Source organism: Pontibacillus chungwhensis, assembly GCF_030166655.1.
GTDB lineage: Bacteria > Bacillota > Bacilli > Bacillales > BH030062 > Pontibacillus.
This window is the reverse complement of record NZ_CP126446.1, coordinates 3,918,519-3,942,625: the sequence shown is the minus strand read 5'-3', so window position 1 is coordinate 3,942,625 and position 24,107 is coordinate 3,918,519. Positions and strand designations below refer to the sequence as shown.

Sequence of the window (24,107 nt, the reverse complement as noted above, 5' to 3'; positions counted from 1 at the left end):
TTTCGATGTCAGTTTAGTTATGCCGATACCTTTTGGAATTTATGCATGGATTTGGAGGGTGTTCCAAGTGGGTGAATCGTTGTTTGTCGTACGGAGGATAGGGGAATGAAAGATGCAGGAGGGATTAAGATGGCAAAAATCATGGTCATGTATCCGCCCCCGACGGATCAACAAGCATTTAAAGATTATTATGAAGAAATCCATATGCCTTTAGCCAATTCGATGGAGGGTGTCATCAACACCGTCATCCATTCCGTTTCTCATTCTGTTCATACGAAACAGGATGTGTATCAAGTGACTGAAATTGAATTTGACAACAAAGACCGTTTACAAAAAGCTTTGGCATCTGATCAGTGGCAGAAGGTACAAGCGGACGTAGACAATCTTATGCAGTACTTAACAGAAGCTCCGGGCATGATTATTACAGATTAAACAAAAACCCGGTTTTAGCGCCATGCTAAAACCGGGTTTTGTAGATTATTTGGAAAGACGCTCAAAGCGGCTTAAAGCACTAAGAGTACCTTCTGTAAGGATACCACTCCAGTGCTGGTAAGCTTTCTCCCAAGATTCTGGATAATCATTCCACTCCCATGTAGGCGTTAGCTTTCCATTCTCTTCGATCTTCTCTACAAAGAAATCCAAGTTGTCTTCGACTTTAAAAGACGGAATTCCAAAGTCAGGAGAGCCAGGGGAGGGGATAAATTTAAGTGGGAATGGTACATAGTTCTCCCAATTCTCCCTATCCAATTTAACGAGCGATTGAACAGCTTTCGTTAATTGTCGCTCTACCTTTTCAGTGCGCTGAGATGGAACCATCGCGAATAGACGCAAATAACAATACACCTCATGTTCAGAATCGAAGGACTCTAAGCTTAGGAAATGCTGGATCGCTTGATCGATTAACTTTGGAATATGTAAGGCAGTTACGTATTCTTCAAATAAGTACAAGTAGCCAATTAACTCAGCACTAGGATTCCCCCAATTCGCATCAATCCAAGACATTCCGTTCTCATGGACCGTCCACCAGAATGCATGAGGAAAATCGTTACTTTTCTCAGGTACAGCCAACCAACCTTGTCTTTCTTCTAAAAATGAGTATTCCAAATAACGAATCGCCTCGCGGATCATTGTATCTGCCTTAGGCTCCTCCGCAAACCGAACCAAGTGCTGAAGTGCCACCGACGTTGCAATCGGGGACGAATCAGGCAACTGAATATCCGGCTCTAAGCCATTGCCAAAACCCCCATCCACGTTCTGATAGGCATGAAGGGCATTTAAAACATCATCAGCCGGCCCATTCTCAAACTCATGTGCAAACAAAGCCTGCTCAAGCGGCCGCCCATTCATCATGACCCAATTGCGCGCCCGTTTAAAAGCCTCCTGTGATAACTGTTTCATGAAAATCCTCTCCTTTTTCTCTATTGTATCATCTCTTTTGGCATACGCCTTTTGTAAAATTGGTTTTGATTTTAAATGGTTTTATATCGCCTTTTTATATCGAACATTTGGAATTGAGATCGTTGGTTTTTTGTATCTAAAAAAGCTTGCGTTCCTTCCATCCCACATTACGTGGAGGCGTTATTCAAATTTAAGGTAGGGCTTGCCCGGGGACGGCGAGACTCCCGCGGGAAGTGGAGCCTAGGCTAGTTCCAGCGTGGAGGACCTAGCGCGATAAGTCATCTTTTTTCCAAAGGCTAAACGCCTTTTCCAAAAAGCTGTCTTATCCGTACGGTCCTAGGCACCACGCTTGCACATTTCAATCTAGGTGAGACCCCGGAAGCCGGCTTGCCGGCTGAGGAGGCTCACCAGCTCCCCACAGGAAAGCGAGTGGTTTCCAGGACCACCTTACACTCAATTTCGGCAAACGGAAACACTCCCTTCATTTCGGAAGATGGAGCTTATTGAAATTCCAATAAATGAGGGGGATGGAACACACCCTAAATGACACAAAATAGCTATAGCAATTTATCTTTAATAGTAGGAGTAATGTGTATGAAGGACAAACGGTGGGACTTATTTGCTCTAGCGTCCATCCCCCTCATGATGACGCTCGGGAATTCAATGTTAATCCCCGTACTCCCCCTGATGGAGCGGGAAATGAACATCACGTCTTTCCAGTCTAGCTTAATCATCACCATTTATTCAGTAATAGCGATTCCCCTCATTCCCGTGTTTGGCTACCTGTCTGACAAATGGGGGAGGAAGAAAATTATCATTCCAAGTCTAATTACGGTCGCAGTAGGAGGAGGGATTGCAACGGTTGCAGCCTGGTTGATGGAGAATCCCTACTGGCTTATTTTAGTTGGACGATTCATACAAGGGATTGGGGCTTCAGGGGCGTTCCCTGTTGTAATTCCAACCGTTGGGGATATGTTTAAGGATCAAAAAGAGATCAGCAAAGGGCTTGGAATTATTGAAACAGCGAATACATTTGGGAAGGTGCTTAGTCCTATACTAGGTGCATTGTTGGCTGTGGTGGTTTGGTATTTTCCATTTCTGTTTATTCCGGTCCTTTCTCTCGTTTCGATTCTGCTGGTCATGTTTCTTGTAAAGGTTCCAAAGGATAAGGAAGAGGAGAAGAAATCAACGATTGGTCAGTTTGTGAAGAATACAAAGGATTTAATTAAAGAGAACAAGCACTGGATCTTTTCTGTTTTTATAACAGGTGGGGTGCTTATGTTTGTTTTATTTGGTTTATTGTTTCACTTCTCAAATGTATTAGAAGATGATTTTAAGAAGCTAGGGGTAACGAAAGGTTTCTATTTAGCTGTTCCTCTCCTTTTTCTGTGCATCGCTTCCTATACGTCTGGGTGTAAGATTGGGGAGAATAAAACGTTTATGAAATGGATGATTGTAGCAGGGAACAGCGTGGCAGCTCTTAGTTTCTTGTTTGTCAGGGGTGATACAGGATTGCTGGTCTTTTTACTCCTCTTATCAGTAGCTGGAGCTGGCATTGGGGTAGCTTTACCCTGTATGGATGCCTTTATTACAGAAGGGATCCCTAAAGAAGAAAGGGGAACCATTACGTCGATCTATAGCAGCATTCGTTTTGTAGGCGTGGCTGCCGGTCCTCCTGTGATTGCAATCTTTATGAAAGAAGCGCCTGGATTGATCTATTATAGCTTTGCGGCTTTATGTGTTGTTCTTGTTTTGGTCAATTGGCTATCCCTTGATTCAAGTGAAAAGAGCTAATCCATTGGATTAGCTCTTTTGAATTTCGTTTGCGACCATCCAACCGGATAAGGAAGTTCCGAGTGTCCCCGCTCCAGGGAAAACCGTATCTCCGCAAGCATAAACTCCTTCAAGTCCGGTGTAGATCGATTGGCTCTTCAACCAGCTGAAGCGACCATCTGGAATATACCCTCCTACACGTCCTTTATCACGCTTAACGAAACGTTCAAATGTAACAGGGGTTCCTGGCATCAAAACATCAATGGTCGATCTGAATGAAGGGAAATATTGTTCAATGCCAGTTAGAATGCGTTCTGTATAGGTTTCTTTTAATGCTTCGTAGTCATCCCGTTTCCACCACTGGGCAACTTCGGTATGCGTTGAGATGGTGATGGCCCTCTTGTTTTCTGGAGCCATTCTCCGGTCGTTTTTGCCAGAAAAGGAGAGGAGGAATTGATTTCCCTCTGATAAAGGTTTGTTTTGATCCTGAATAATCTGGTGATAAAGCACATCTCCTGGGTAAACGTCTTCAACACCAAGGTAGAGCATAAAGGCTCCCCAGGAAGCCGTTAAATCATCCTTTTGTACAACAGATTGTTTGTGTACGGAATCCTCGAACAGATGGTGGAAATTATGGAGGGAGTTATTTAAGATGACCCTACCCGCTTGATACTGGCGTTCCCTTCTGCTTGAGACCATCCAGCCGTCCACTTGGGGGACAATCCGTTGTGCAGGTCGTCTGAGTAACACATCCCCACCATTTGCTTTAATGGAGTCAGCTAATTTCTCGGCGATGGTCGCGAGTCCTCCTTCGACTGAAAAGGCCCCTTTATGAAAGGTTTGAAGGGCCGCATAACCTAAGAAAGCCGGGCAATGAGCCGCTGTTGTTTGAACACTGTCCATCAGTTGACCATTTAAGAAAGACAGAAACATTTCGTCTTGATGGAGGTTATAGGCCTTCAAGCGATCCATAACGGTTTGGGTCAGGTACGGCGTAAGGGCAACCGAATTAGCATTAACGTACTTGAAAAGCTTCGGCCAATCTCTCCATCTATTGGGCGGGAAGACAGGGAGGTCCAGAAGAAGCCGATCAATTCGTTCGCCAATTTTAAACACTTCATTGTAAAAGCGCTTGACTTGCTCGCTGCGATTAGGGAAAACACGGTCTACTTCTTGAAACCAACGTTCCGTTTCCTGGTAATAGTGAATGGTATCATGGGGCGTGTAAATATTCATGATCGTATCAAGCGAAGTCATGGGCGGTAATTCTACATCCAGTTCCTCAAAGAGACGCTTCAAAACACCGCCTTCTTCAAAACCCATCCCGACCGTTGCACCGGCTCCGAAGCGATACCCATGTCGGTCAAATTTGCCTGCACATCCACCAAGTTCATTAGAAGCTTCAAGGACCCCAACGGAAAACCCAGCCTTCGCTAACAAAGCAGCAGACGTTAATCCGCCAAATCCAGCCCCAACCACAATCACATCATACCGCTCCATTCCCTCACCCCTTTCCATACTTTCCAAACATTATACAACACCCCAGTAACCCTGTCTCACGTTAGTAGGCTAAAGGGTGTCAGGCACGCTATGATGCTTTAGAGCAGTGCAGGGTGTCTGACACCCTGCACTGCTCTATTGTGTTAAAGCGGGTGACTTTGTTTTAAGTGGGAGGTGTGATACGTTTGGGGAAGATTGTTTTAGTAGAAGAAGGAGGCACTCACATGCCGAAGCATCATTTTCAACTTACTGCACAGTGGCCTGGTGGCCGTAATACAGTGGGGGAGATCGAAACAGATCGACTTAAAACAGAAATTTCAATTCCGCCTGAAATGGACGGACCAGGGATCGGGACTAATCCTGACGAAATGCTCTTAGGAGCGGCTGCGACGTGCTATATCATCACCCTCGGGGCAATGATTGAGCGCGCTGAGCTTCCGCTAAACGAAATGAGCATGACCTCAGAAGGAATTGTAGATGTAACGAAAGGCGTCATTTCATATGATGAAATCATTCATCGTCCCGTCGTTTCTCTGAAAGAAGAGGCAACAGAGGAACAGTTTGAGAAGCTTAAAAAGCTCGTTGAAAAAGCTGAATCAAGCTGTATGATCTCTCGAGCAGTAAAAGGGAATGTAAAGATTTCTCTAGATCCAACTCTTACTGTAAAATGATTCACTGCACTAAAGCGGCCCAGTGTGTCTGACACCCTTCACTGGTTTACAGCGCGAAAGGGTGTCAGACACCATTTAGCACTTTAGAGCAGGGAAGTGATTCGGCCAGATAGCGGTGTCTTTTCGTTGCGTGTGGTTGTAAAATAAATTATAGTGTAGGTGTACAATCGTATTTTGATAATCGAATAGTTCCTTCGGGGTCGGGTGAAAATCCCAACCGGCGGTGATCAAGCTTTTGCCTTGCTAGCCCGCGACCCGCAGAGTACGCTTTGCGGTTGATTTGGTGAGAAACCAAAGCCGACGGTTAAAGTCCGGATGGGAGAAGGAATAGGAGTAGACTTTACTGGTGATAAGTATAAAACCAGCCGTAGTCAGAAAATTCTGGACGTATGTCCGTTTTTTTAAAACACTCACATGAGACCCTGGGGCAAGTGTATCTTCCTCAGGGTTTTTTATATGGACAAAGATAAGGAGGTGGGAATGTGAACCAGGACGAGAGGTATATGAGAACGGCAATTGAAATGGCTCAGGCCACAATCGGGCAGACCTCCCCGAATCCATCCGTTGGTGCTGTAGTAGTGAAGGATGGAGAAGTGGTTGGTATGGGAGCGCATTTGAAAGCAGGCCATGCCCATGCTGAGGTCCATGCGCTAGATATGGCTGGACGAGATGCTGAAGGTGCAACCATTTATGTAACCCTTGAGCCATGTAGCCATCATGGAAGGACACCTCCATGTGCCGACCGGATTGTAGAAGCCGGAATTAAGCGAGCTGTTGTGGCGACCCTTGATCCAAATCCACAAGTAGCAGGGAGAGGGATCAAGAAGCTTAGGGAAGCTGGTATTGAAGTGGTCACGGATGTATTAAAAGAAGAGGCTGACAACTTGAACGAAGTCTTTTATCACTTTATATCAACTAAAATACCTTATGTAACTCTTAAAAGCGCGATGACGTTAGACGGAAAGATTGCAACAGCCACAGGTGAGAGCAAGTGGATTACAGGTGAAGAAGCGCGCGCAGATGTCCATAAGGATCGTCATAAGCATGACGCTATTTTAGTTGGTGTGAACACCGTGATAAAGGATCAGCCAAGGCTGACAACACGCTTACCTGACGGTGGAAAGAACCCGATCCGAATTGTACTGGATACACATTTACGCACTCCTATAGAAACTCCCTTAATTCAGGACCCTGAAGCCCCTACTTGGATTATAACGGGGAATCAAGTTGATCAAGTAAAGAAAGAGGCGTATAACGCTTATTCCCATGTAGAAGTCATCACGATGACGAGTCCTACTATAGCGATTGAAGACGTGATGCATCTGCTTGGTGAAAAAGGGGTCACTTCCTTGTATGTAGAAGGCGGAGCAACTGTGAATGATGCGTTTGTACGAGCAGGCATGGTTCAGCAAATGATCACCTACATCGCACCTAAAGTGATTGGAGGGCATGATGCCCCAACTCCAATTGGCGGCCAAGGAATACATTCCTTAGAAGAAGCAATGTCCCTAAAGATCGAAGAAGTGATTCATCTTGGCAACGACATCAAAATCGTATCAAAACCTAATCAATAGAGGTGAAACGATGTTTACTGGAATTATTGAAGAAGTAGGTTCTGTGAAAGGAATCAAAAAAGGGCAAGAAGCAATGGAAATAACCGTTGATGCTAAAACGGTAGTAGAAGATGTACATCTCGGGGATAGCATTTCCGTAAACGGCGTATGCTTAACGGTAACGGATTTTACTCAGACAGAAGCGCGGTTTGATGTGATGCCTGAGACGTTCCATGCTACAAACTTAAATGAGCTCGGCACCGGGAGTCCTGTGAACCTTGAGCGCTCCATGAAAGCTGATGGTCGTTTCGGTGGTCATATGGTTTCAGGACACGTTGATGGTGTGGGCACCATAACGAGTAAGAAACAAGAATCCAATGCCATTTACTATACGATCGAACTGCCGGAAGAGCTGATGGATTACTTTGTCTATAAAGGATCCGTAGCTGTAGACGGCACAAGCTTAACGGTATTTGGAGTTGAGAACCAAACGATTACGATTTCTCTTATTCCTCATACTGTTGAACACACGGTGCTCGGTAAGAAGGGAACAGGAGACCAAGTGAATATGGAGATTGATATGCTCGGTAAATATGTTGTGAATTTCCTATCGAAACAACAACAGACGAACCCCTCAACCATTACAGCTGGATTTCTAGAAGAAAACGGATTTAAATAATCCTCACAAAAATGGAGTGAACGAATATGTTCGATTCGATACAAGATGCACTAAACGATTTGAAACAAGGGAAGGTCGTCATTGTTTGTGATGATGAAGATCGTGAGAATGAAGGAGACCTTATTGCCCTTGCTGAACACGCCACCCCTGAAGTCATTAATTTTATGATCACCTACGGGAAAGGGCTCGTGTGTACACCTGTAACAGAAGAACTTGCTGATCGCTTAGAACTGTTTCCGATGGTTGAGCGCAACACAGACCCTCACGGTACAGCGTTTACGGTCAGTATTGATCACAAAACAACTTCAACCGGAATATCAGCTGCAGAGCGCTCCGTCACGGTTCAACAGCTTCTAAGTCCAGAGGCAAAATCACAAGACTTCAAACGACCAGGTCACGTCTTCCCTCTCTTAGCTAAAGAAGGAGGCGTGCTTAGACGAGCAGGTCATACAGAAGCCGCAGTGGATCTAGCGAAGCTAGCAGGTGGACAACCGGCTGGTGTCATCTGTGAAATTATTAAAGACGACGGTGAAATGGCACGCGTACCAGATCTTCGTAAGATGGCAGACGAACATGATTTAAAGATGATTACGATCCAAGATCTTATTCAATATCGAAACCGTGAAGAAAAGCTAGTCCAGCGTGAAGTAGAAATTAATTTACCGACTGAATACGGAGAGTTCCGAGCTGTTGGCTATTCAAATGAGATTGATGGCAAAGAACATGTGGCCCTTGTGAAAGGGGACATTCAACCAGATGAGCCAACTCTAGTCCGTGTTCATTCAGAATGCCTAACAGGTGACGTATTCGGTTCGTATCGATGTGACTGTGGACCACAGCTGCATGCTGCTTTAAAGCAAATTGATGAAGCTGGTAAAGGGGTCCTTCTTTATATGCGTCAGGAAGGTCGTGGCATTGGTCTTCTGAACAAGATGCACGCTTATAAATTGCAAGAACAAGGACTGGATACAGTCGAAGCGAATGAAAAGCTAGGTTTCGCAGCAGATCTTAGAGACTATGGTATTGGAGCTCAAATCTTAAAAGACCTTGGCATTACTCAATTAAACTTACTCACGAACAACCCTAAGAAAATTACAGGTCTAAAAGGGTATGGTCTAGAAGTTGTCGACCGCGTTCCGATTCAAATCGAAAGACGCGAAGAGAATGAGCGGTATTTAAGCACAAAACAATCCAAATTAGGACATCTATTTCACTATTAGGAGGACGTAAACATGGGACAAACATTTGAAGGCAACTTAGTTGGTACAGGTTTAAAAGTAGGAATTGTTGTTGGACGTTTCAATGATTTCATCACAAGTAAATTAAACGAAGGAGCTCAAGACGCCCTTAAGCGTCATGGGGTAGCAGAAGAGGACGTAGACGTAGCTTATGTACCAGGCGCTTTTGAAATCCCGATGATCGCAAAACGCATGGCGGATACGGGGAAATACGACGCAGTTATTACACTTGGAGCCGTTATTCGTGGATCTACTCCACACTTTGATTACGTTTGCGGAGAAGCGGCCAAAGGAGTTTCTCAAGCTGCGATGCAGACAGGAGTTCCTGTTATTTTCGGAGTCATTACAACGGAAACGATTGAACAAGCGATTGAACGTGCGGGTACAAAAGCTGGGAATAAAGGATTTGAGGCAGCTACAGCTGCGATCGAAATGGCTACGCTAAACAAATCGTTTGAAGGATAAGGCAGAACAAAAAGAAGGCGCTACGCCTTCTTTTTTACATTTTTTGAAACAAAACAATGGACACGCCCGTAGATTATACTAGAAACTGAACGGTAAGGAGCGTGTTTTCTTGGAAGAACAGTTAGCATACAAGATGAATCGATATATAGACATCACTCATAGGTTGAAAAAGAAGCTAAAGTGGTCAGTCTCTAATAATCAAATCCATATGATGATTGCTTCTATGTATATGGTGAATGAAAAAGAGTTTGATATGGAACGTTTCATACGTCTGAGCGATTATATAAAAGACCAAGTAGGCATGTTTTCAACGTTAAAGTCGCAAGCCAGGTTTACGACGGCCGCTATGCTAGATATTTATTTTGAAGAACCAGAAGAGATGTTTCATAAATACTTAGAAGTATATGAAGGGTTCGTAGATGAGAAGTTTCAGCGCGGGGTCTTCACCTATATTGCCGCTATGGTTCACTTCTTGAAACATAAAGAATTAAATTCACCCCTTGTAGAGCGGGCCCGCTCGATTTACAAAGGAATGCGTGTGGAACATCCATTTCTGACAACGAACACCGATTATCCCCTTTCTGTGCTGTTAGGAGAAGTGGATAAGGAGGAAGAGGCTCTTATTAATTATGTAGAAGCCTTTTACGCTCATTTAAATGAGAAAGGATTTACAAAAGGGAATCAACTACAGTTTCTTAGCCATATTCTTGCCCTTCCTTCAGAGGAGCCGGAGAAAGTGCTGGTTGATCGAATTTTACAAGTAAAATCAGCATTCGTGGAGCATGGTTTAAAAGGAAAACAAGCTTATTATCCTGAGATGGGGATGTTGGCCTTAATGGAAGATGGAACCGAGTATGTAGCTAAGGTGCAACAACTATCCGAAAAGCTCGGAAAAGAGAAGTTGTTCAAATGGTATCCTGAAATGAACGTAAAGGTTGCCACAAATATGGTTGTTAGTGAACGGACAGAAGATACAGGGTTCATAGAAACCAGTTTATATACGGCGGTGGAGGCCATTATCCAAGCTCAGCAAGCGGCAATGGTGGCGGTTCTCGCTAGCAGTTCTGCAGTGGTTTCAAGCGGTGGAGACGGATCATAAAGAAGCGGGCATCCCTTAAGGGTGCCCGCTTTCTTATGCTCATTGTGTTTCCAAAATTTCACGCCGGCCCAGTCCAGTCTATACGTTGCGAACCGGTGGGCTTATGCTTTTGGGATTACATCTAGCTCCAGTCCCCAGCAACTAGTAGACTTCCCTCACCTCTGATCGATAAGTCAACATCGATTCGCGTATGCTCATCGTGTTTCCTTTATCTCACGCCGGCTCAGTCCAGTCTATACGTTGCTAACCGGGGGGCTTATGCTTTTGGGATTAGTATCCGTATCCGCCGCTGAACGCTCCAGCGCCGATAATAATTAGAAGAATAAATAACACAACTACTAAAGCAAATCCTCCACCATAACTGTTAGACATGTGCTCCACCTCTTTGATTTGGAATATGGTATTCTCTCATACCATATGCGTTTCCCGTAAAAGGGGCAGGGCGGGTGTCACGGTTTCACTTTATAAAACAAAGTAAGCCATAAAGGACAGTACGACAGAGGTGATAAGCATTGCAGCAAGAGGGCGCATTGCTTTTGATTTAATACTGGCTAGACTTACGTTAAGTCCGAGGCCACTCATCGCCATGGCCAGTAAGAATGTTGTGACATGTGAAACCCCTGTTAAGAAAGCTTCAGATGTCGGAATGACGTCCCCTAAAAGATACGTCCCTACTAAGCTCATGACGATAAAACCAATTAAGAACCATGGGAAGTTCACTTGTGCCTCTGTCTCATCGTGACGTTTACGACGCATCCAAAATACAAGGATAAAGGAAAGAGGGATTAATAACAGCACCCTTCCTAACTTCGCAAGGAGAGCCATAGCCAGAGCATCTTCGCCAGCCGGTTCAGCTGCTAGTGCCACGTGAGCGATCTCATGCAGGCTCAAACCAGACCATATTCCGTACTGTTCAGCTGATAGGGGAAGAAGTGGACCGATGATGGTATAGGCAATACCAAAGATGGTTCCTACAAGGGCGATAATGCCAACACTTAAGGCAGTGTCTTCTTCTTTAGATTTTAAGATTGGAGACACAGCAGCGATCGCAGCAGCTCCACATACTCCTGTTCCAACGGCCAGAAGCATGGAGATCATTGTATTTGCTTTAAACCAGCGAGACAGGATCATCGTTAAGGTTATAGCTACAATAATCGTGCCAGCTCCTTTAGCTAATAAGCCAAGACCTTCATTTAAAACAACGTCTATGTTGAGTTTCAATCCGAATAAAATAATCGCAACCCGAAGTAATTTCTTCGTGGAAAATTGCAAACCAGAAGCAAGGGCTGTAGGATAACCGAACAATTGGCGAAACAAAATCGCTAACAGAATGGAAGTGGCTAAAGCGCCAATGTACTGAAAGCCTGGTAGCCCAGCCAGTAAAATTCCGAAAGCGGCTAATATAAAGGTAAACCCAATTCCTCCAAGGAACGGAGAACGAGATAAGAATGTATACATAACGTGCACCTCCGTTGATTTATGTTACGCTTGGTAGGTCTATAAGTGAAATAAATCATAATAATATAGGTTATAAGTAATCGCTTATAATGCGAGGTGTTTAAAATGAATGATATGTATAAAGTATTTATTACCGTAGTCGAGCAACAGGGATTTTCGAAAGCAGCGGAACACCTTTACATGACCCAGCCAGCTGTAAGCCAATACATTAAATCATTAGAGTCCAAGATGGGCGTTAAGTTGTTAGATCGAACCTATAAGAAAATGGTTCTGACTAAAGCAGGCGAGATCGTCTATGAGCACGCCAAGCAGATGATTGGGCATCAGGAGACGATGCATCATTTAATTCATGAATTATATAATGAGCCCAAAGGAGAGCTTTCCATTGGAGCAAGCTATACGTACGGGGAATATGTGTTACCACGCATTATTGCACAAATGCGAAAAGAGTATCCGTCGATTCACCCTAAGATTACGATAGGAAATACTCAGGATATCGCTAAACAGGTAGCAGACATGGCGCTTGATATTGGGATTGTTGAAGGAGAGGTGGAAGAGCCTTCTATTGATGTGCATCCGTTTGCTGATGATGAAATGAAGATTGTAGCTTCACACGACCACCCACTAGTACAAAAAGAAGAAGTTACGGTACATGATTTAGAGCAAGCGATGTGGATTACAAGAGAGAAGGGATCAGGAACTCGGGAGGCAACCGAGCGCATGTTTGAAAATGTAGAAATTGACCCAACAGAGCGAATGGAGTTTGGAAGCACCCAAATTATAAAAGAATCGGTGGAGGCAGGACTAGGTCTCACATTCCTATCACTGTGGACGATCCGTAAAGAGATGGCTATGGAAACCTTAGAGGTCATTGATTTGCCAAAAGCCACCTTAAAACGAAGCTTCTCTATCCTCCTGCGCCAGAAACCTATGCACACCAAAGCCACCACCGTCTTCTATAACCTCATACAATCTCACAAATAACCCCGCCACGTGTCAGACACCCTTTATTGCTTTAGCGAGTCATAAGGTGTCAGACACCCTTTACTCCTTTACTCCTTTATTTCGCTAAAGGGTGTCAGGCACCGAAGGGGTGTGCCTCTGGACGCATTGAGAGTTTATAAGTGTGGTGAGGTTTGGGTAGGATGGGGTATAGAATGAAGGAGGAGGTGCCTTATGCAAAAGGTGAACATCGTTTGGTTTCGGCAAGATCTACGCCTGAGTGATCATAAGGCGTTGTATTATGCTTTAAAAGATGCTGAACAATCCAGAGCTAAAGTACTCGGATTGTTTCATATACACCCATCGCTTAATGAATCGTTCACGGTTCGCCATGATTATTTCTTCCGAACGCTTGAGGATCTAATCAACCACGCAGCAGAATATGACTTCCCTATCCACTTTATAACAGGGGAAGTAGAAGAAGCCTTTCAACACTTACTAGACCAAGACTTTGCGATCCGTTCTGTTTTTTATAATAAAGACGAAGTAGGCTTTGGAAGAGAACGGGATCAGAAAGTAAACAAGTGGCTCGAAGCTCAAGGCATAGATGTAGAGAGCTTTGTTGATGCCCATATACATGGGGCTGAAGAAGTTCATAAAAAAGATGGGGGCTATTACAAGGTTTTCACCCCCTATTATCGGATGTGGTCCTCATTAGAAAAGCCCGCCGTATTCAGGGTTGATAAGCAGAAGCTTTCTGAACTTGGGGCAGATTATACCGATCAATTCAAGAGAGGGGAGAAAGCCTTTCGAGACCTCCTCTCCAAATGCACGAAAGAATGGAATCACATAGGGGAACGATCAGCTGTTGGGCGGTTGGCTCATTTTCTCCATCATAAAGTCCATCACTATGAAGAAAATCGAGACTTCCCATCGAAGAATGCTACGAGTATGATTTCTCCTTATTTGAAAAATGGCGTCCTTTCCCCGCGGACCGTCTATCACAAAGCCATGGAGATTAAAGAAGATAACGGAGAGTCGAAAGGGCTTGAGACGTATATCTCTGAAATTGCCTGGCGGGATTTTTATAATATGATTTATTATATTTATCCAAACAGCAAGGACGAAGAAGTCAGCGATCAATACCAGGGAATTGATTGGAACCAGGATGAAGAGTACTTTGAGAAGTGGAAGCAAGGGCAGACCGGATATCCGATTGTGGACGCGGCTATGCGTCAGTTGAATACCATCGGGTGGATGCACAATCGTCTAAGGATGGTCGTGGCTTCATTCCTGACAAAGGACTATTTGATGGACTGGAGAAAAGGGGAACGATATTTCGAAGAATGCCTCATTGATTATGATGCTTCCTCAAATATTGGCGGCTGGCAATGGGCGGCCTCAACTGGAACAGATGCTGTCCCTTATTTCCGCGTATTCAATCCAACCAGACAATCTGAACGGTTTGACCCAGAAGGAACATTTATCAGATCCTACCTTCCTGAACTAAAAGATGTTCCGAAGAAATATATTCATGAACCATCCAAAATGTCGGATGAAGAACAAAACCAGTACAACTGTAAAATAGGGGAAGATTATCCAGAACCAAGCGTTGATCATAAAACGATGCGAAAGCGTGCGATCGAAGTATTTGAACAGCGCAAAGATTCATGAAGGCAGACTCACTTTTGCAATTTCTACTCCTAAAACCTTGCCTCTATCTCTTTGACTAGGCAAGGTTTTGAAAATATGAAATAATAAGAAAATAGAAAAAAGAAAAGGATTATGGAGGGAAATGAACCATGAAACCAACGGAACAACAGCTACAAAAGTATGCAGATCTTGCTATACATACAGGGGTTAATTTACAAGAAGGCCAAGCGTTAGTGATTAATTCGAGCGTGGAGAATGCCGATTTTGTAAGAATCGTTGCCAAGCGAGCTTACGAGGCAGGAGCGAAAGATGTACACGTTCGTTGGTCAGATGAAGATTTAACGTACTTAAAAATGAAGAATGCTCCCATGGAAGTGTTAGAGAATGTACCCGGTTGGAAAGTAGACGAGGTCATGAGTTATGCCAAGGACGGAGCTTCTGTTCTTTCAATCTATGCGCCGAATCCCGATCTACTGAAAGACATCGATCCAAATCGCGTGGCAGCAGCCAACAAAGCAGGCGGCCAAGCCATGAAGGAATACCAGCAATATGTGATGAATGACAAGATTACATGGTCAATCGTCTCTGTTCCAACAGTAAATTGGGCGAAGAAGATTTACCCGAGTGCTACAGAAGAAGAAGCGATGGATCAGCTATGGGATCAAATCTTTAAGATCACACGAATTGATCAGGACGATCCAATTGCAGCGTGGGAAGAGCATAACGCAACGTTACGAAAAGCCCGTGCTTACTTGAATGAAAAGCAGTACAAAAAGCTGGTATATAAAGGGCCAGGAACAGATCTCTCTCTTCAATTAGTGGATAACCACATTTGGCATGGAGGAGATACGAAATCTCAAGACGGGGTGAAGTTTAATCCGAATATGCCGACTGAAGAAGTATTCACAATGCCACATAAAGACGGAGTCAATGGCACCGTAACAAGCACGAAACCATTGAATTATGCAGGCAATCTAATTGAGAACTTTACATTGAAATTTGAGAATGGAAAAGTTGTAGACTTCAAAGCAGAACAAGGCGAAGAGACGTTAAAACTTCTTCTTGATACCGATGAAGGAGCTCGCCATCTAGGTGAAGTAGCGCTTGTTCCTCACCATTCTCCGATCTCTCAATCAGAGCTTATCTTCTTTAACACGTTGTATGATGAGAATGCATCTTGTCACTTAGCTTTAGGAGGCGCTTATCCTACAAATGTAAAAGGCGGTTCTGATATGAGTGAAGAAGAAAAAGCCAAGCACGGGGTTAATGAGAGTATGGTCCATGAAGACTTTATGATGGGGTCTGCTGAGATGGATATTGATGGGGTCTATGAAGATGGTACGTCTGAACCGATTTTCCGAAACGGAAATTGGGCCATTGATTTTGAATAAAGCATAACGAAAAAGTCCAAACCTTGTGTTTGGGCTTTTATTTGTGTCTTCTTTTTCTTATAGTGAAGGTATTCACATGGTTCCTGGGGTGTTGGGGACTCTAAAAAGATACACCAGATAAAGGATGAACAAGATGAGTGATAAACAAGTAGAAGATTATTTACAAAATGGGATCTATGGTACGCCTGAAACAAAGCCTGGAGAGAGGAAGCGTTATTTAGGTACCATTCGAGAACGTGTCGTGTTCGCGCTGACGAAGGGACAGGTTATGAAGGGGAAAGGGGCTATAGAGATGGAGGAGGTTATGAAGAATAACCCGAAAGCCCATCTTCTCCTCAATGGTAAGATTAGTTCCCGTTATTATAAGGCCTACCGAGATAGTGCTTTAAAACACGGACTTGAATATACGGTAATTAATAACCGAGAAGCCAATTCTGACCTCGGAGCTGTCCTCACGTATGAGCACGCTGTAGATGTAGAGGAGATTTTTTTACAAGAGGAGGTAACCGGTACGAGCCCTGAAGTGAAGGGGAATATGGTGAAGCGCTTCCTTAATTTCTTAAGAAGGAAACCATAATTTGGTTTCGGCAGTGCTTGCTTTGGGAAGATGTCTTATAGACTAAGACGAAGGAGTGACTCTGTGAGCACATTAGATTGGTTACAAAAGCAAATCAACGAGGTAGTAGAAGAGCTGGATCTATCCCCTTCTGTCTATCAAATCTTAAAGGAACCCAAGCACTGCATTAAAATTTCGATTCCTCTTGAAAGAGACGACGGAACGATCGAGACCTATACAGGTTTTCGCTCCGTTCATAGTGACCTCTTAGGTCCTGGTAAGGGTGGCATTCGCTTTCACGAAAATGTAAGTGAAGAAGAAGTTGTGGCTCTCTCCATGTGGATGACGATGAAAACATCCATTTTAAAACTTCCTTTTGGAGGGGCCAAAGGTGGCGTTCAAATTGACCCAAGTACATTATCAAAACGTGAACTACAGCGGCTAAGCCGCCAATACGTTCAGCAGATCGAACCGGTTATTGGACCTCAAAAAGATATCCCGGCACCAGATGTGAACACGAATGGTCGTGTCATGGGCTGGATGATGGATGAGTTCTTCAAATTAAGAGGCCGCAATATTCCTGGTTTCATCACAGGGAAACCTCCAGTTGTTGGTGGTTCTGAAGGTCGCGTAGAGGCAACAGGCCGTGGCGTGGTCATTAACATATTAGAAGCGCTGAAGAAGTTAGATATGGATGCGGAAGAGTCCACAGTAGCTATTCAAGGCTTCGGCAATGTAGGTTCGGTTACAGCCAAATCTCTTTACGAAAAAGGGATGAAGGTGACGGCTATCGCCGATGTGGATACGCTCGTCTATGATGAGAGCGGTTTAGACATTCCGGATATGCTAGAGTATATGGAAGAAAATGAAACGTTAAAAGGGTATACAGACGAGAAAGATCCAACAGAGATCTTTGATGTCGAGTGTGACATCTTCATACCCGCGGCGCTTGAAAACCAGTTAACGAAAGACACAGCACCGAAGATTAAAGCCAAGATTGTAGCTGAAGCAGCAAACGGTCCAACAACGGAAGAAGGCGACGATATCCTGGCAGAAAACGGGGTGTTCGTCATCCCGGATATTCTTTGTAACTCAGGTGGCGTGATGGTTTCTGCATTTGAATGGATGCAAAACGATATGCACGACCACTGGGCGAAAGAAGTCGTTAACGAGCGCTTAGATAAAGACATGTCTATTGCGTTCCAGGAAGTTTATGATATGAAAGAAGATATTGATAAAAGTATGCGCCACGCTGCCTTCTACTTAGCAGTGAAGCGGTTAGGTGATGCGATGTACGCACGTGGATGGGTTGATTAATTCAACCCATTCTTTTTTTTTGCCTGATTCCGTCAAGAATCTATAAAAGTATATCTCAAATGCAAGATTTTTGAGTTCAATCGGTTTGAAAGCGTTTAAATATTCTTCAGAGAGGAATAAGACCTAAGTCATGGTCATTATTTAATGCTTATTTCAGCACAGATTTTATACATATTTCAACAGCGTTCGGCGGTGGCAAAACATTAGGGAGGTTATTTATTGAATATTAAACGAGTTGTAACAGCAGGGGCGTTAAGTGCTTCTTTGCTTATTCCAAGTAGCATTACATTTGCAGACAATCACGGAGAGAAAGTGATGAAGCCAACAGTACAAACGGAAGCGGTTGAGCTTAGAGCAACGCTTGATAAACTGTTCTCTGAGCATGTGTACTTAGCGATGACAGCGATGAGGAAAGGGGCAAACGGAGACCCTGACTTTGAAGAAGCTGCAGAAGCTTTAAATGGAAATACAGAAGATTTAACAATGGCGATGGCCAGTGTTTATGGAGTGAACGCCGGTGAGAAGTTCAATCAATTATGGAGTGATCACGTTGGGTACTTCGTAGATTATGTAAAGGCTACGGCTGCTGAGGATGAAGATGCGAAAGAAGAAGCGCTTGCTAACCTTTCTGATTATAAAGAAGAATTCTCTACGTTTATTTCAAACGCTACCAATGGACAGCTTAAAGCTGAGGCATTAGCTGAAGGGTTAGAAACGCATAAAGATCAGCTAATCAGAGGCTTTAACGAATTTGTAGAAGGAGACTATGAAGCAGCTTACGAGACTCAAAGTGAAGCCATGGAGCATATGTATATGACGAGTAAGGGGCTCTCAAGTGCGATTGTGAATCAATATCCTGACAAGTTCAATTCGACGAAATCAGTTACGAAAGCTGCCCAGCTTCGTTCTGATTTAGATTTCTTGTTGTCTGAGCACTTTGCGCTTGCTCAACAAGCGATGCAAAATGGCATCCAGGGAGCACCGGAATTTGAGGCAAATCTTAATACGCTAAATGCGAACACAGATGAGCTAGCTGCGACCATTGGCTCCGTCTATGGAGATAAAGGAGAAGAGAAGTTCAAGAAGCTTTGGAGTTCTCATATTCAATATTTCGTTAATTACGTGGTGGCAACAGGGGAACAAGATGAAGAAGCACGTCAGGACGCGTTAGATGAGCTGGATGAATATCGTGAAGACTTTTCTTCCTTTATGAGTACAGCAACAGATGGTGGCGTGCCGGCAGATGGACTTGCCAAAGGTCTTCAAACACACGTTAAACAACTAACGGGAACATTCGATGCGTATGTAAATGAAGATTATGACAAAGCTTGGGAAATCGCCCGTGAAGGATATGGCCACATGTTTACTCCAGCGAAGCTATTTAGCAGTGCGATTGTGAAGCAATATCCAGATCTATTTACAACAGAAATGGATGGCCCAACCGTTTCAACTCCTGCGGTTGAACTTCGCGCAACCCTTGATCGTTTATTCTCTGAGCATGTGTATTTAGCGATGACAGCGATGCGTAAAGGAGCAAACGGGGACGAAGACTTCTCCCAGGCTGCTGAAGCGCTTAGCAAAAACACAGATGATTTAGCCATGGCCATGACAAACGTATATGGAGAAGACGCTGGCGAACAATTTAAAGACCTGTGGAGCGACCACGTTGGTTACTTCGTTGATTATGTAACAGCAACAGGTGAAGGCAACGAAGAAGCCAAGCAGGAGGCATTAGATAACCTTTCTGACTATAAAGAAGAATTCTCTCAATTCATCTCTACTGCAACAGATGGAAAACTAAAAGCGGAAGGTCTTGCTGAAGGGCTTGAAACTCATAAGGATCAACTTATCGATGGATTTGAAGCATTCGTTGATGGAGACTATGAGAAAGCGTATATGATTCAGAGTAATGCGATGGAACACATGTATATGACCAGTAAAGGTCTGTCTAGTGCGATCGTAAGCCAGTTCCCTGAAGAATATAACGAAACGAAAGCGATGACACCTGCGGCTGAGCTTCGTTCCCGCCTTGATTTCCTTCTGTCTGAGCACTTTGCCCTAGCTCAGCAGGCGATGCAAAACGGCATTGAAGGAGCACCAGAGTTTGATGCCAATGTTAAAACCCTATCTATGAATACAGAAGAATTGGCTTCTGCCATTGGATCTGTTTACGGGGATGAGGCAGGCGAACAATTTAAAGATCTGTGGAGCTCACATATCGGCTACTTTGTTGATTACGTAAAGGCAACAGCCAGTGATGATGAAGAAGCGAAACAAAAAGCCCTTGATGAGTTAGATGACTATCGTAAAGACTTCTCTCTATTTATGGATCAGGCAACAGACGGTCGCGTTCCATCTGCTAAATTGGCACAAGGATTGGCAGTGCACGTTGACCAGTTGACGAAGACGTTCGATAAATACGTCGACGAAGATTATGATGCGGCATGGAGAATTGCGCGTAGTGGATATGGTCATATGTTTACGCCGGCTAAACTATTCAGTGGTGCGATCGTGAATCAGTATCCTGAACAATTTGAAACGGAAGATAAAGAACCAGTCGAAGAAGCTATGTTTGAAGATGTACCGAAAGACCATTGGGCTTATGAACCAATTCAGGCCCTTGCTGATCAAGGTGTCGTAAAAGGAGTAGACGAAAACCATTTTGAACCTGCAAGAGAGATCACACGTGGTGAGTTTACAGCCATTCTTGTAAGATCACTTGGGTTTGAAACAGATATGGAAGTTCCATTTGATGATGTGGGGGACACATTTGCAGATGAAGTAGCTGCTGCCTACCAGGTTGGTATTACAGATGGAATATCTGAAACTAAATTTGCTCCTCATCGCTCCATTACACGCCAGGAAATGGCTGTTATGCTAGTTGAAGCCTATGAGGCAAAAATGGGTATGGAATATGAAGTGACTGAAGATTACATGTACGATGATGAAAATGAAATCAATGATTACTTTAACCACTATATCGATGCTGCCAGAGAGCTTGGTATCATGGAAGGGTATAATGGGAATGACTTTGACCCATTAGCAAATGCAAATCGCGGACAAGCAGCGAAAGTGGTTTACATGCTACACAAACAAATTAAGTAAAGAAAAAACCTCACCAACGTCAAGTTGGTGAGGTTTTTTTAATACCGTAATTTCAAAAGCAATTCCCGAATATTCGAATCCTCTAAGATGGTATCACTGTATTTCTTAGTAATTTCAGTTAAGGCCACATCATGGTAGAAAAATTCTTTAAAGAATTTAACCAAAGGCTGTGATTCTGTTTGAATAGCTTGCCAAACGTTTTGTTCAATGCCAGCAAAAATCATCACTTGATGGTCGATGATAAGAATGCGACTTCGTTCTAATGCTTCGTGCATAGAGTTTGGCACTAATACCGACACATTGGTAATGGATGTATTCAGTTCACCGATGGTGTGAACTTCTACCTCTCCTCCATTTCGTTCAAACTCCTCGAGTAACGGCAGGTGTACGCGTAAGTCATCAGCCCACCCCGAAATAATAATGGAATCTGTTGCCTCTTTAATCATTTCCCTTTGAACGGCCTGGATGGATTGATCATCTTTTAATGTCCATACTCGATCATCAGACGGCGTTTCAACGGTAGGGATATTCCGTAAATGTTCAACGTTTGCCTCGAAGTCGGCCTTTAGTTTCTCAATGGTTGATTCAATTGGTAAAGCCGTATATTGTCGTTTCTTATCAACCGTAGATTCTAAAATCATACCTTTTTCACTCATACGATGAAGCACTTCATACACCTTTGAGCGGGGGACGCCAGATCGTTTAACAATTCCCGTTGCATCAAGGGGTTCATTGATAGAAATGAGGGCTTCATATATCTTGCTTTCATATTGTGTAAATCCAAATGGTTGAAGCATCATTCATAGCTCCCTTTTCGTTCGATTCGTTAGCTCTATCTTAGCATATCTGAATTTCTTATGTGAGAAGGACAGGTGGAAGGTGGGGCACCCTGGGGGGTCATAGAATTTGGGCTTGTACTTTCAAGTTTTTGGAGTTACCATTATAGTGGTAACGAAAATGAGAGGGCGGTATGGATGGATAAGCGTGTATATCTATTAACGATCGTTGCCTTTGTAGTAGGCATGGTCGAACTGATTATAGGTGGAATTTTAGACTTAGTAGCGCTAGATCTTGGCGTTACAGTAGGGAAAGCAGGACTCTTAATATCAATTTTTTCTGTCGTATTTGCGATTGCTGGTCCTATTCTCTTAGCCATGACGTCTCAAATCGAGCGAAAGAAACTGACGTTATGGACACTCGTTGTGTTCTTGGTAGGAAATATCATTGCCGTATTTGCGCCGACGTATGCTGTTTTGATGGCAGCCAGAATGGTCTCAGCAGCTAGTGGGGCGCTCCTTGTCGTACTTTGTGTAACACTTGCTTCAAACATTGTCAGCGATGCGTATCGTGCACGAGCGATTGGCATTGTATTTATGGGAATCAGCGGCTCGCTCGTATTGGGCGTTCCCTTCGGGTTAATGCTAGGAAACGCTTTTGGGTGGCGTGCTCCCTTTGTGTTAATCACCGTATTAACATTGCTTTCAATGGCAGGCGTATATTTCTTTATGGAACGCATTGCGCCTAAACCATCAATCCCTATAAAAGAGCAACTGAAGACGCTTAAGGATCACAAGATTCTGTTTGCGCAAATGACCTCCTTTCTATTTCTGGCCGGTCACTTGACGTTATACGGGTATCTAACTCCATTCTTAAAAACGACAATGGGGTTGAACGGAACGTGGGTCAGTATTGTTTATCTGATCTTTGGCGTTGCCGCTGTATTAGGAGGAGGCGTTGGTGGCATGTTAGCCGATCGTTTCGGTACAAAGCCTTCGGTATTAGGGATTATTTCGGTATTTGCCGTCTCCATATTCCTCATACCTTACACGACGTTCTCGTTTCCGCTGTTTTTAATCGTGATGGTGATCTGGAGTATGCTCAGCTGGGCTGTAACTCCTGCTCAACAAAGCTATCTGATTGAATCAGCCCCTGAGTCATCAGATATTCAACAGAGCTTAAATAACTCAAGCCTTCACCTCGGAATTGCTCTTGGTTCGTCCATTGGAAGTATTGTGATTGAACGGGCCTCTGTAGAGTATAACGCAACAGTTGGAGGAGTGTTTATTGTCATTGCTCTAGGAGCTGCTGTATTCTCCATGACGCGCCAACGGAGTGAAGTTGCGGTTGGGGAACGATAGGATATACGGATCGGAGTAAGCATGGATGTTCATAATCCATGCTTTTTTATCTGTGTTAATTGAAAAAATAGTAGAAATTATCCAATTTTTATGAAAAGATAATGGTATTCAAAGAGGATGGGAGAGAATGATTATCGGAAAAATACTGTATAGTGCCTTCGCTCTAGTGCTAGCTATTCCTTTTTCTCGCCTTATCTTTGGTGGAAGCTGGCTGTGGTATATAGGAATGGATACCACTTTAATTCTTATCTACATAATAGGTTTCTTTATGATCTACAATCATATCTTCACGTCATTGAACAATGACAAAATGGCGACCGCAACGAGTAACCCACAAAAGGAAGTGGGGTTAAATTATAGAGATATAGAGTTAACAACCCCAACTGGTCATCCGATTAAGGGATGGTATATTCCTTCAACCCAAGCATCGGTTGGGAATCCAGTCCTTATCTACTCCCATGGCTTCGGCCTCTCCAGGGAGCAATTAGGAGAGTCTTCTTATGAGCAATTTAAGTACTTCGCAGCACGAGGGTATTCGGTCATTACCTTTGAATATCCAATTGGAGAAAGAGAAGGAGCTCATAAGGTTACAGGTGGTGCTCTAGAGAGCGAAGACCTTGCCACGGTTGTGGACTATGCTAAAGAGATGGGGCACGAATTTGTTGGTTTAATCGGGTATTCTTACGGAGGAAATACGTCGCTATACTATGCAGTCAATAAGGTCACACCTTTAGTGGATGCGATTATCTTAGACTCTTCCATTGTTGTGACTCCCTCCATACTTGCGAGGCAATTACATGTTTGGAGTGGGCTTCCTGTCTACATATCGCTTCCTTTTCTATATCTTTTATGGAAGAGAAAGATGGGATTTAGGAAAGACGATCACCCTATACAAAATGTGTTCAAGACCAGTAGTGACATCCCCATCCTTTTCTGGCATGGGACTTCAGATCGGGATGCTTTCTATGAGGTCATTGAAAGTGTTTATTCAAAGCAGTCTCACCCTTTGACGCAACTACGAACGGTCCAGGACGGCGAACATGTAGAACTTCATACCAAGGTCGGTGAATCTGTCTACAATGAACAGACACTCGATTGGTTAACGCAACTGAATACAGAAAAATTAAAGGCTTAGAGTTTTAGATCTCTAAGCCTCTTTTGTATAATTTCT

General features: G+C 43.7%; 20 protein-coding genes, 1 pseudogene and 1 riboswitch. Of the genes and pseudogenes, 16 read left to right on the top strand and 5 right to left on the bottom strand.

Features of this window, described 5'->3' with window-relative positions; translation table 11 throughout:
- The first annotated feature begins 129 nt into the window (after window positions 1-129).
- Window positions 130-432 (top strand): EthD family reductase, encoded by a 303-nt coding sequence (locus QNI29_RS19995; RefSeq protein WP_231417640.1) that lies wholly within the window; start codon window positions 130-132, stop codon window positions 430-432.
- Window positions 433-477: 45 nt separating this feature from the next.
- Here QNI29_RS19995 and QNI29_RS19990 read toward each other — a convergent pair whose 3' ends face one another.
- Window positions 478-1,398, bottom strand: a complete 921-nt coding sequence (locus tag QNI29_RS19990; protein ID WP_231417641.1) for a hypothetical protein — start codon at window positions 1,396-1,398, stop codon at window positions 478-480.
- Between the two features lie 594 nt (window positions 1,399-1,992).
- Here QNI29_RS19990 and QNI29_RS19985 point away from each other — a divergent pair.
- A complete protein-coding gene (locus tag QNI29_RS19985) occupies window positions 1,993-3,192 on the top strand; it encodes an MFS transporter (protein ID WP_231417642.1) in 1,200 nt (399 codons plus the stop codon).
- A gap of 9 nt (window positions 3,193-3,201) precedes the next feature.
- Here QNI29_RS19985 and QNI29_RS19980 read toward each other — a convergent pair whose 3' ends face one another.
- Window positions 3,202-4,671 (bottom strand): phytoene desaturase family protein, encoded by a 1,470-nt coding sequence (locus QNI29_RS19980; protein ID WP_231417643.1) that lies wholly within the window; start codon window positions 4,669-4,671, stop codon window positions 3,202-3,204.
- Window positions 4,672-4,895: 224 nt separating this feature from the next.
- Between QNI29_RS19980 and QNI29_RS19975 the strand changes: the two genes are divergently transcribed.
- From QNI29_RS19975 to QNI29_RS19950, 6 genes and pseudogenes are all read left to right on the top strand, one after another.
- Window positions 4,896-5,342 carry an OsmC family protein gene (locus QNI29_RS19975; protein WP_231417644.1) on the top strand — a complete coding sequence of 149 codons (447 nt, stop codon included), beginning with the start codon at window positions 4,896-4,898 and terminating at the stop codon, window positions 5,340-5,342.
- A gap of 186 nt (window positions 5,343-5,528) precedes the next feature.
- A riboswitch (FMN riboswitch) is annotated at window positions 5,529-5,673 on the top strand.
- A 172-nt stretch (window positions 5,674-5,845) separates the two neighbouring features.
- A pseudogene (gene ribD, locus QNI29_RS19970) lies at window positions 5,846-6,954 on the top strand (bifunctional diaminohydroxyphosphoribosylaminopyrimidine deaminase/5-amino-6-(5-phosphoribosylamino)uracil reductase RibD).
- Window positions 6,927-7,574 (top strand): riboflavin synthase, encoded by a 648-nt coding sequence (gene ribE / locus QNI29_RS19965; RefSeq protein ID WP_231417971.1) that lies wholly within the window; start codon window positions 6,927-6,929, stop codon window positions 7,572-7,574. Before ribD ends, ribE begins: the two are co-directional and overlap by 28 nt.
- Window positions 7,575-7,600: 26 nt before the next feature.
- Window positions 7,601-8,794, top strand: coding sequence for a bifunctional 3,4-dihydroxy-2-butanone-4-phosphate synthase/GTP cyclohydrolase II (locus QNI29_RS19960; protein ID WP_231417645.1), 1,194 nt, complete (start codon window positions 7,601-7,603; stop codon window positions 8,792-8,794).
- A 12-nt stretch (window positions 8,795-8,806) separates the two neighbouring features.
- Entirely contained in the window at window positions 8,807-9,277 is a 471-nt protein-coding gene (ribH, locus tag QNI29_RS19955; RefSeq protein WP_231417646.1) for a 6,7-dimethyl-8-ribityllumazine synthase, read from the top strand.
- A gap of 109 nt (window positions 9,278-9,386) precedes the next feature.
- Window positions 9,387-10,376 carry a DUF4003 family protein gene (locus tag QNI29_RS19950; protein ID WP_231417647.1) on the top strand — a complete coding sequence of 330 codons (990 nt, stop codon included), beginning with the start codon at window positions 9,387-9,389 and terminating at the stop codon, window positions 10,374-10,376.
- Between the two features lie 270 nt (window positions 10,377-10,646).
- Here QNI29_RS19950 and QNI29_RS19945 read toward each other — a convergent pair whose 3' ends face one another.
- Complete coding sequence (locus tag QNI29_RS19945; RefSeq protein WP_231417648.1) at window positions 10,647-10,748, bottom strand: YjcZ family sporulation protein; 102 nt, start codon at window positions 10,746-10,748, stop codon at window positions 10,647-10,649.
- A gap of 90 nt (window positions 10,749-10,838) precedes the next feature.
- Window positions 10,839-11,834, bottom strand: coding sequence for a YeiH family protein (locus tag QNI29_RS19940; protein ID WP_231417649.1), 996 nt, complete (start codon window positions 11,832-11,834; stop codon window positions 10,839-10,841).
- A 105-nt stretch (window positions 11,835-11,939) separates the two neighbouring features.
- Between QNI29_RS19940 and QNI29_RS19935 the strand changes: the two genes are divergently transcribed.
- The 6 genes from QNI29_RS19935 (at window position 11,940) to QNI29_RS19910 (ending at window position 20,798) form a co-directional block, all read left to right on the top strand.
- Entirely contained in the window at window positions 11,940-12,818 is an 879-nt protein-coding gene (locus QNI29_RS19935) for a LysR family transcriptional regulator (protein WP_231417650.1), read from the top strand.
- Window positions 12,819-13,010: 192 nt separating this feature from the next.
- A complete protein-coding gene (locus QNI29_RS19930; protein ID WP_231417651.1) occupies window positions 13,011-14,450 on the top strand; it encodes a cryptochrome/photolyase family protein in 1,440 nt (479 codons plus the stop codon).
- Window positions 14,451-14,578: 128 nt separating this feature from the next.
- On the top strand, window positions 14,579-15,820 hold the full coding sequence (locus tag QNI29_RS19925) for an aminopeptidase (RefSeq protein ID WP_231417652.1): 1,242 nt from the start codon (window positions 14,579-14,581) through the stop codon (window positions 15,818-15,820).
- A 133-nt stretch (window positions 15,821-15,953) separates the two neighbouring features.
- Window positions 15,954-16,397, top strand: a complete 444-nt coding sequence (locus tag QNI29_RS19920) for a YueI family protein (RefSeq protein ID WP_231417653.1) — start codon at window positions 15,954-15,956, stop codon at window positions 16,395-16,397.
- 63 nt (window positions 16,398-16,460) lie between these two features.
- Complete coding sequence (locus QNI29_RS19915; protein WP_231417654.1) at window positions 16,461-17,693, top strand: Glu/Leu/Phe/Val family dehydrogenase; 1,233 nt, start codon at window positions 16,461-16,463, stop codon at window positions 17,691-17,693.
- A 219-nt stretch (window positions 17,694-17,912) separates the two neighbouring features.
- Window positions 17,913-20,798, top strand: a complete 2,886-nt coding sequence (locus QNI29_RS19910; protein WP_231417655.1) for an S-layer homology domain-containing protein — start codon at window positions 17,913-17,915, stop codon at window positions 20,796-20,798.
- A 38-nt stretch (window positions 20,799-20,836) separates the two neighbouring features.
- On the opposite strand, the gene QNI29_RS19905 is transcribed toward QNI29_RS19910, so the two are convergent.
- Window positions 20,837-21,595, bottom strand: a complete 759-nt coding sequence (locus QNI29_RS19905) for a TrmB family transcriptional regulator (protein ID WP_231417972.1) — start codon at window positions 21,593-21,595, stop codon at window positions 20,837-20,839.
- Between the two features lie 177 nt (window positions 21,596-21,772).
- Between QNI29_RS19905 and QNI29_RS19900 the strand changes: the two genes are divergently transcribed.
- Both QNI29_RS19900 and QNI29_RS19895 read left to right on the top strand, forming a co-directional pair.
- Window positions 21,773-22,936, top strand: a complete 1,164-nt coding sequence (locus tag QNI29_RS19900) for an MFS transporter (protein ID WP_231417656.1) — start codon at window positions 21,773-21,775, stop codon at window positions 22,934-22,936.
- Window positions 22,937-23,063: 127 nt separating this feature from the next.
- Window positions 23,064-24,071 (top strand): alpha/beta hydrolase, encoded by a 1,008-nt coding sequence (locus QNI29_RS19895; protein WP_231417657.1) that lies wholly within the window; start codon window positions 23,064-23,066, stop codon window positions 24,069-24,071.
- The last annotated feature ends 36 nt before the right edge of the window (window positions 24,072-24,107 follow it).

Bases quoted from the DNA above. Each gene is read 5' to 3' on its own strand.
- QNI29_RS19995 (WP_231417640.1), top strand. From the start codon at position 130: ATGGCAAAAATCATGGTCATGTATCCGCCCCCGACGGATCAACAAGCA.
- QNI29_RS19990 (WP_231417641.1), bottom strand. From the start codon at position 1,398: ATGAAACAGTTATCACAGGAGGCTTTTAAACGGGCGCGCAATTGGGTC.
- QNI29_RS19985 (WP_231417642.1), top strand. From the start codon at position 1,993: ATGAAGGACAAACGGTGGGACTTATTTGCTCTAGCGTCCATCCCCCTC.
- QNI29_RS19980 (WP_231417643.1), bottom strand. From the start codon at position 4,671: ATGGAGCGGTATGATGTGATTGTGGTTGGGGCTGGATTTGGCGGATTA.
- QNI29_RS19975 (WP_231417644.1), top strand. From the start codon at position 4,896: ATGCCGAAGCATCATTTTCAACTTACTGCACAGTGGCCTGGTGGCCGT.
- ribE (WP_231417971.1), top strand. From the start codon at position 6,927: ATGTTTACTGGAATTATTGAAGAAGTAGGTTCTGTGAAAGGAATCAAA.
- QNI29_RS19960 (WP_231417645.1), top strand. From the start codon at position 7,601: ATGTTCGATTCGATACAAGATGCACTAAACGATTTGAAACAAGGGAAG.
- ribH (WP_231417646.1), top strand. From the start codon at position 8,807: ATGGGACAAACATTTGAAGGCAACTTAGTTGGTACAGGTTTAAAAGTA.
- QNI29_RS19945 (WP_231417648.1), bottom strand. From the start codon at position 10,748: ATGTCTAACAGTTATGGTGGAGGATTTGCTTTAGTAGTTGTGTTATTT.
- QNI29_RS19940 (WP_231417649.1), bottom strand. From the start codon at position 11,834: ATGTATACATTCTTATCTCGTTCTCCGTTCCTTGGAGGAATTGGGTTT.
- QNI29_RS19935 (WP_231417650.1), top strand. From the start codon at position 11,940: ATGAATGATATGTATAAAGTATTTATTACCGTAGTCGAGCAACAGGGA.
- QNI29_RS19930 (WP_231417651.1), top strand. From the start codon at position 13,011: ATGCAAAAGGTGAACATCGTTTGGTTTCGGCAAGATCTACGCCTGAGT.
- QNI29_RS19925 (WP_231417652.1), top strand. From the start codon at position 14,579: ATGAAACCAACGGAACAACAGCTACAAAAGTATGCAGATCTTGCTATA.
- QNI29_RS19920 (WP_231417653.1), top strand. From the start codon at position 15,954: ATGAGTGATAAACAAGTAGAAGATTATTTACAAAATGGGATCTATGGT.
- QNI29_RS19905 (WP_231417972.1), bottom strand. From the start codon at position 21,595: ATGCTTCAACCATTTGGATTTACACAATATGAAAGCAAGATATATGAA.
- QNI29_RS19900 (WP_231417656.1), top strand. From the start codon at position 21,773: ATGGATAAGCGTGTATATCTATTAACGATCGTTGCCTTTGTAGTAGGC.
- QNI29_RS19895 (WP_231417657.1), top strand. From the start codon at position 23,064: ATGATTATCGGAAAAATACTGTATAGTGCCTTCGCTCTAGTGCTAGCT.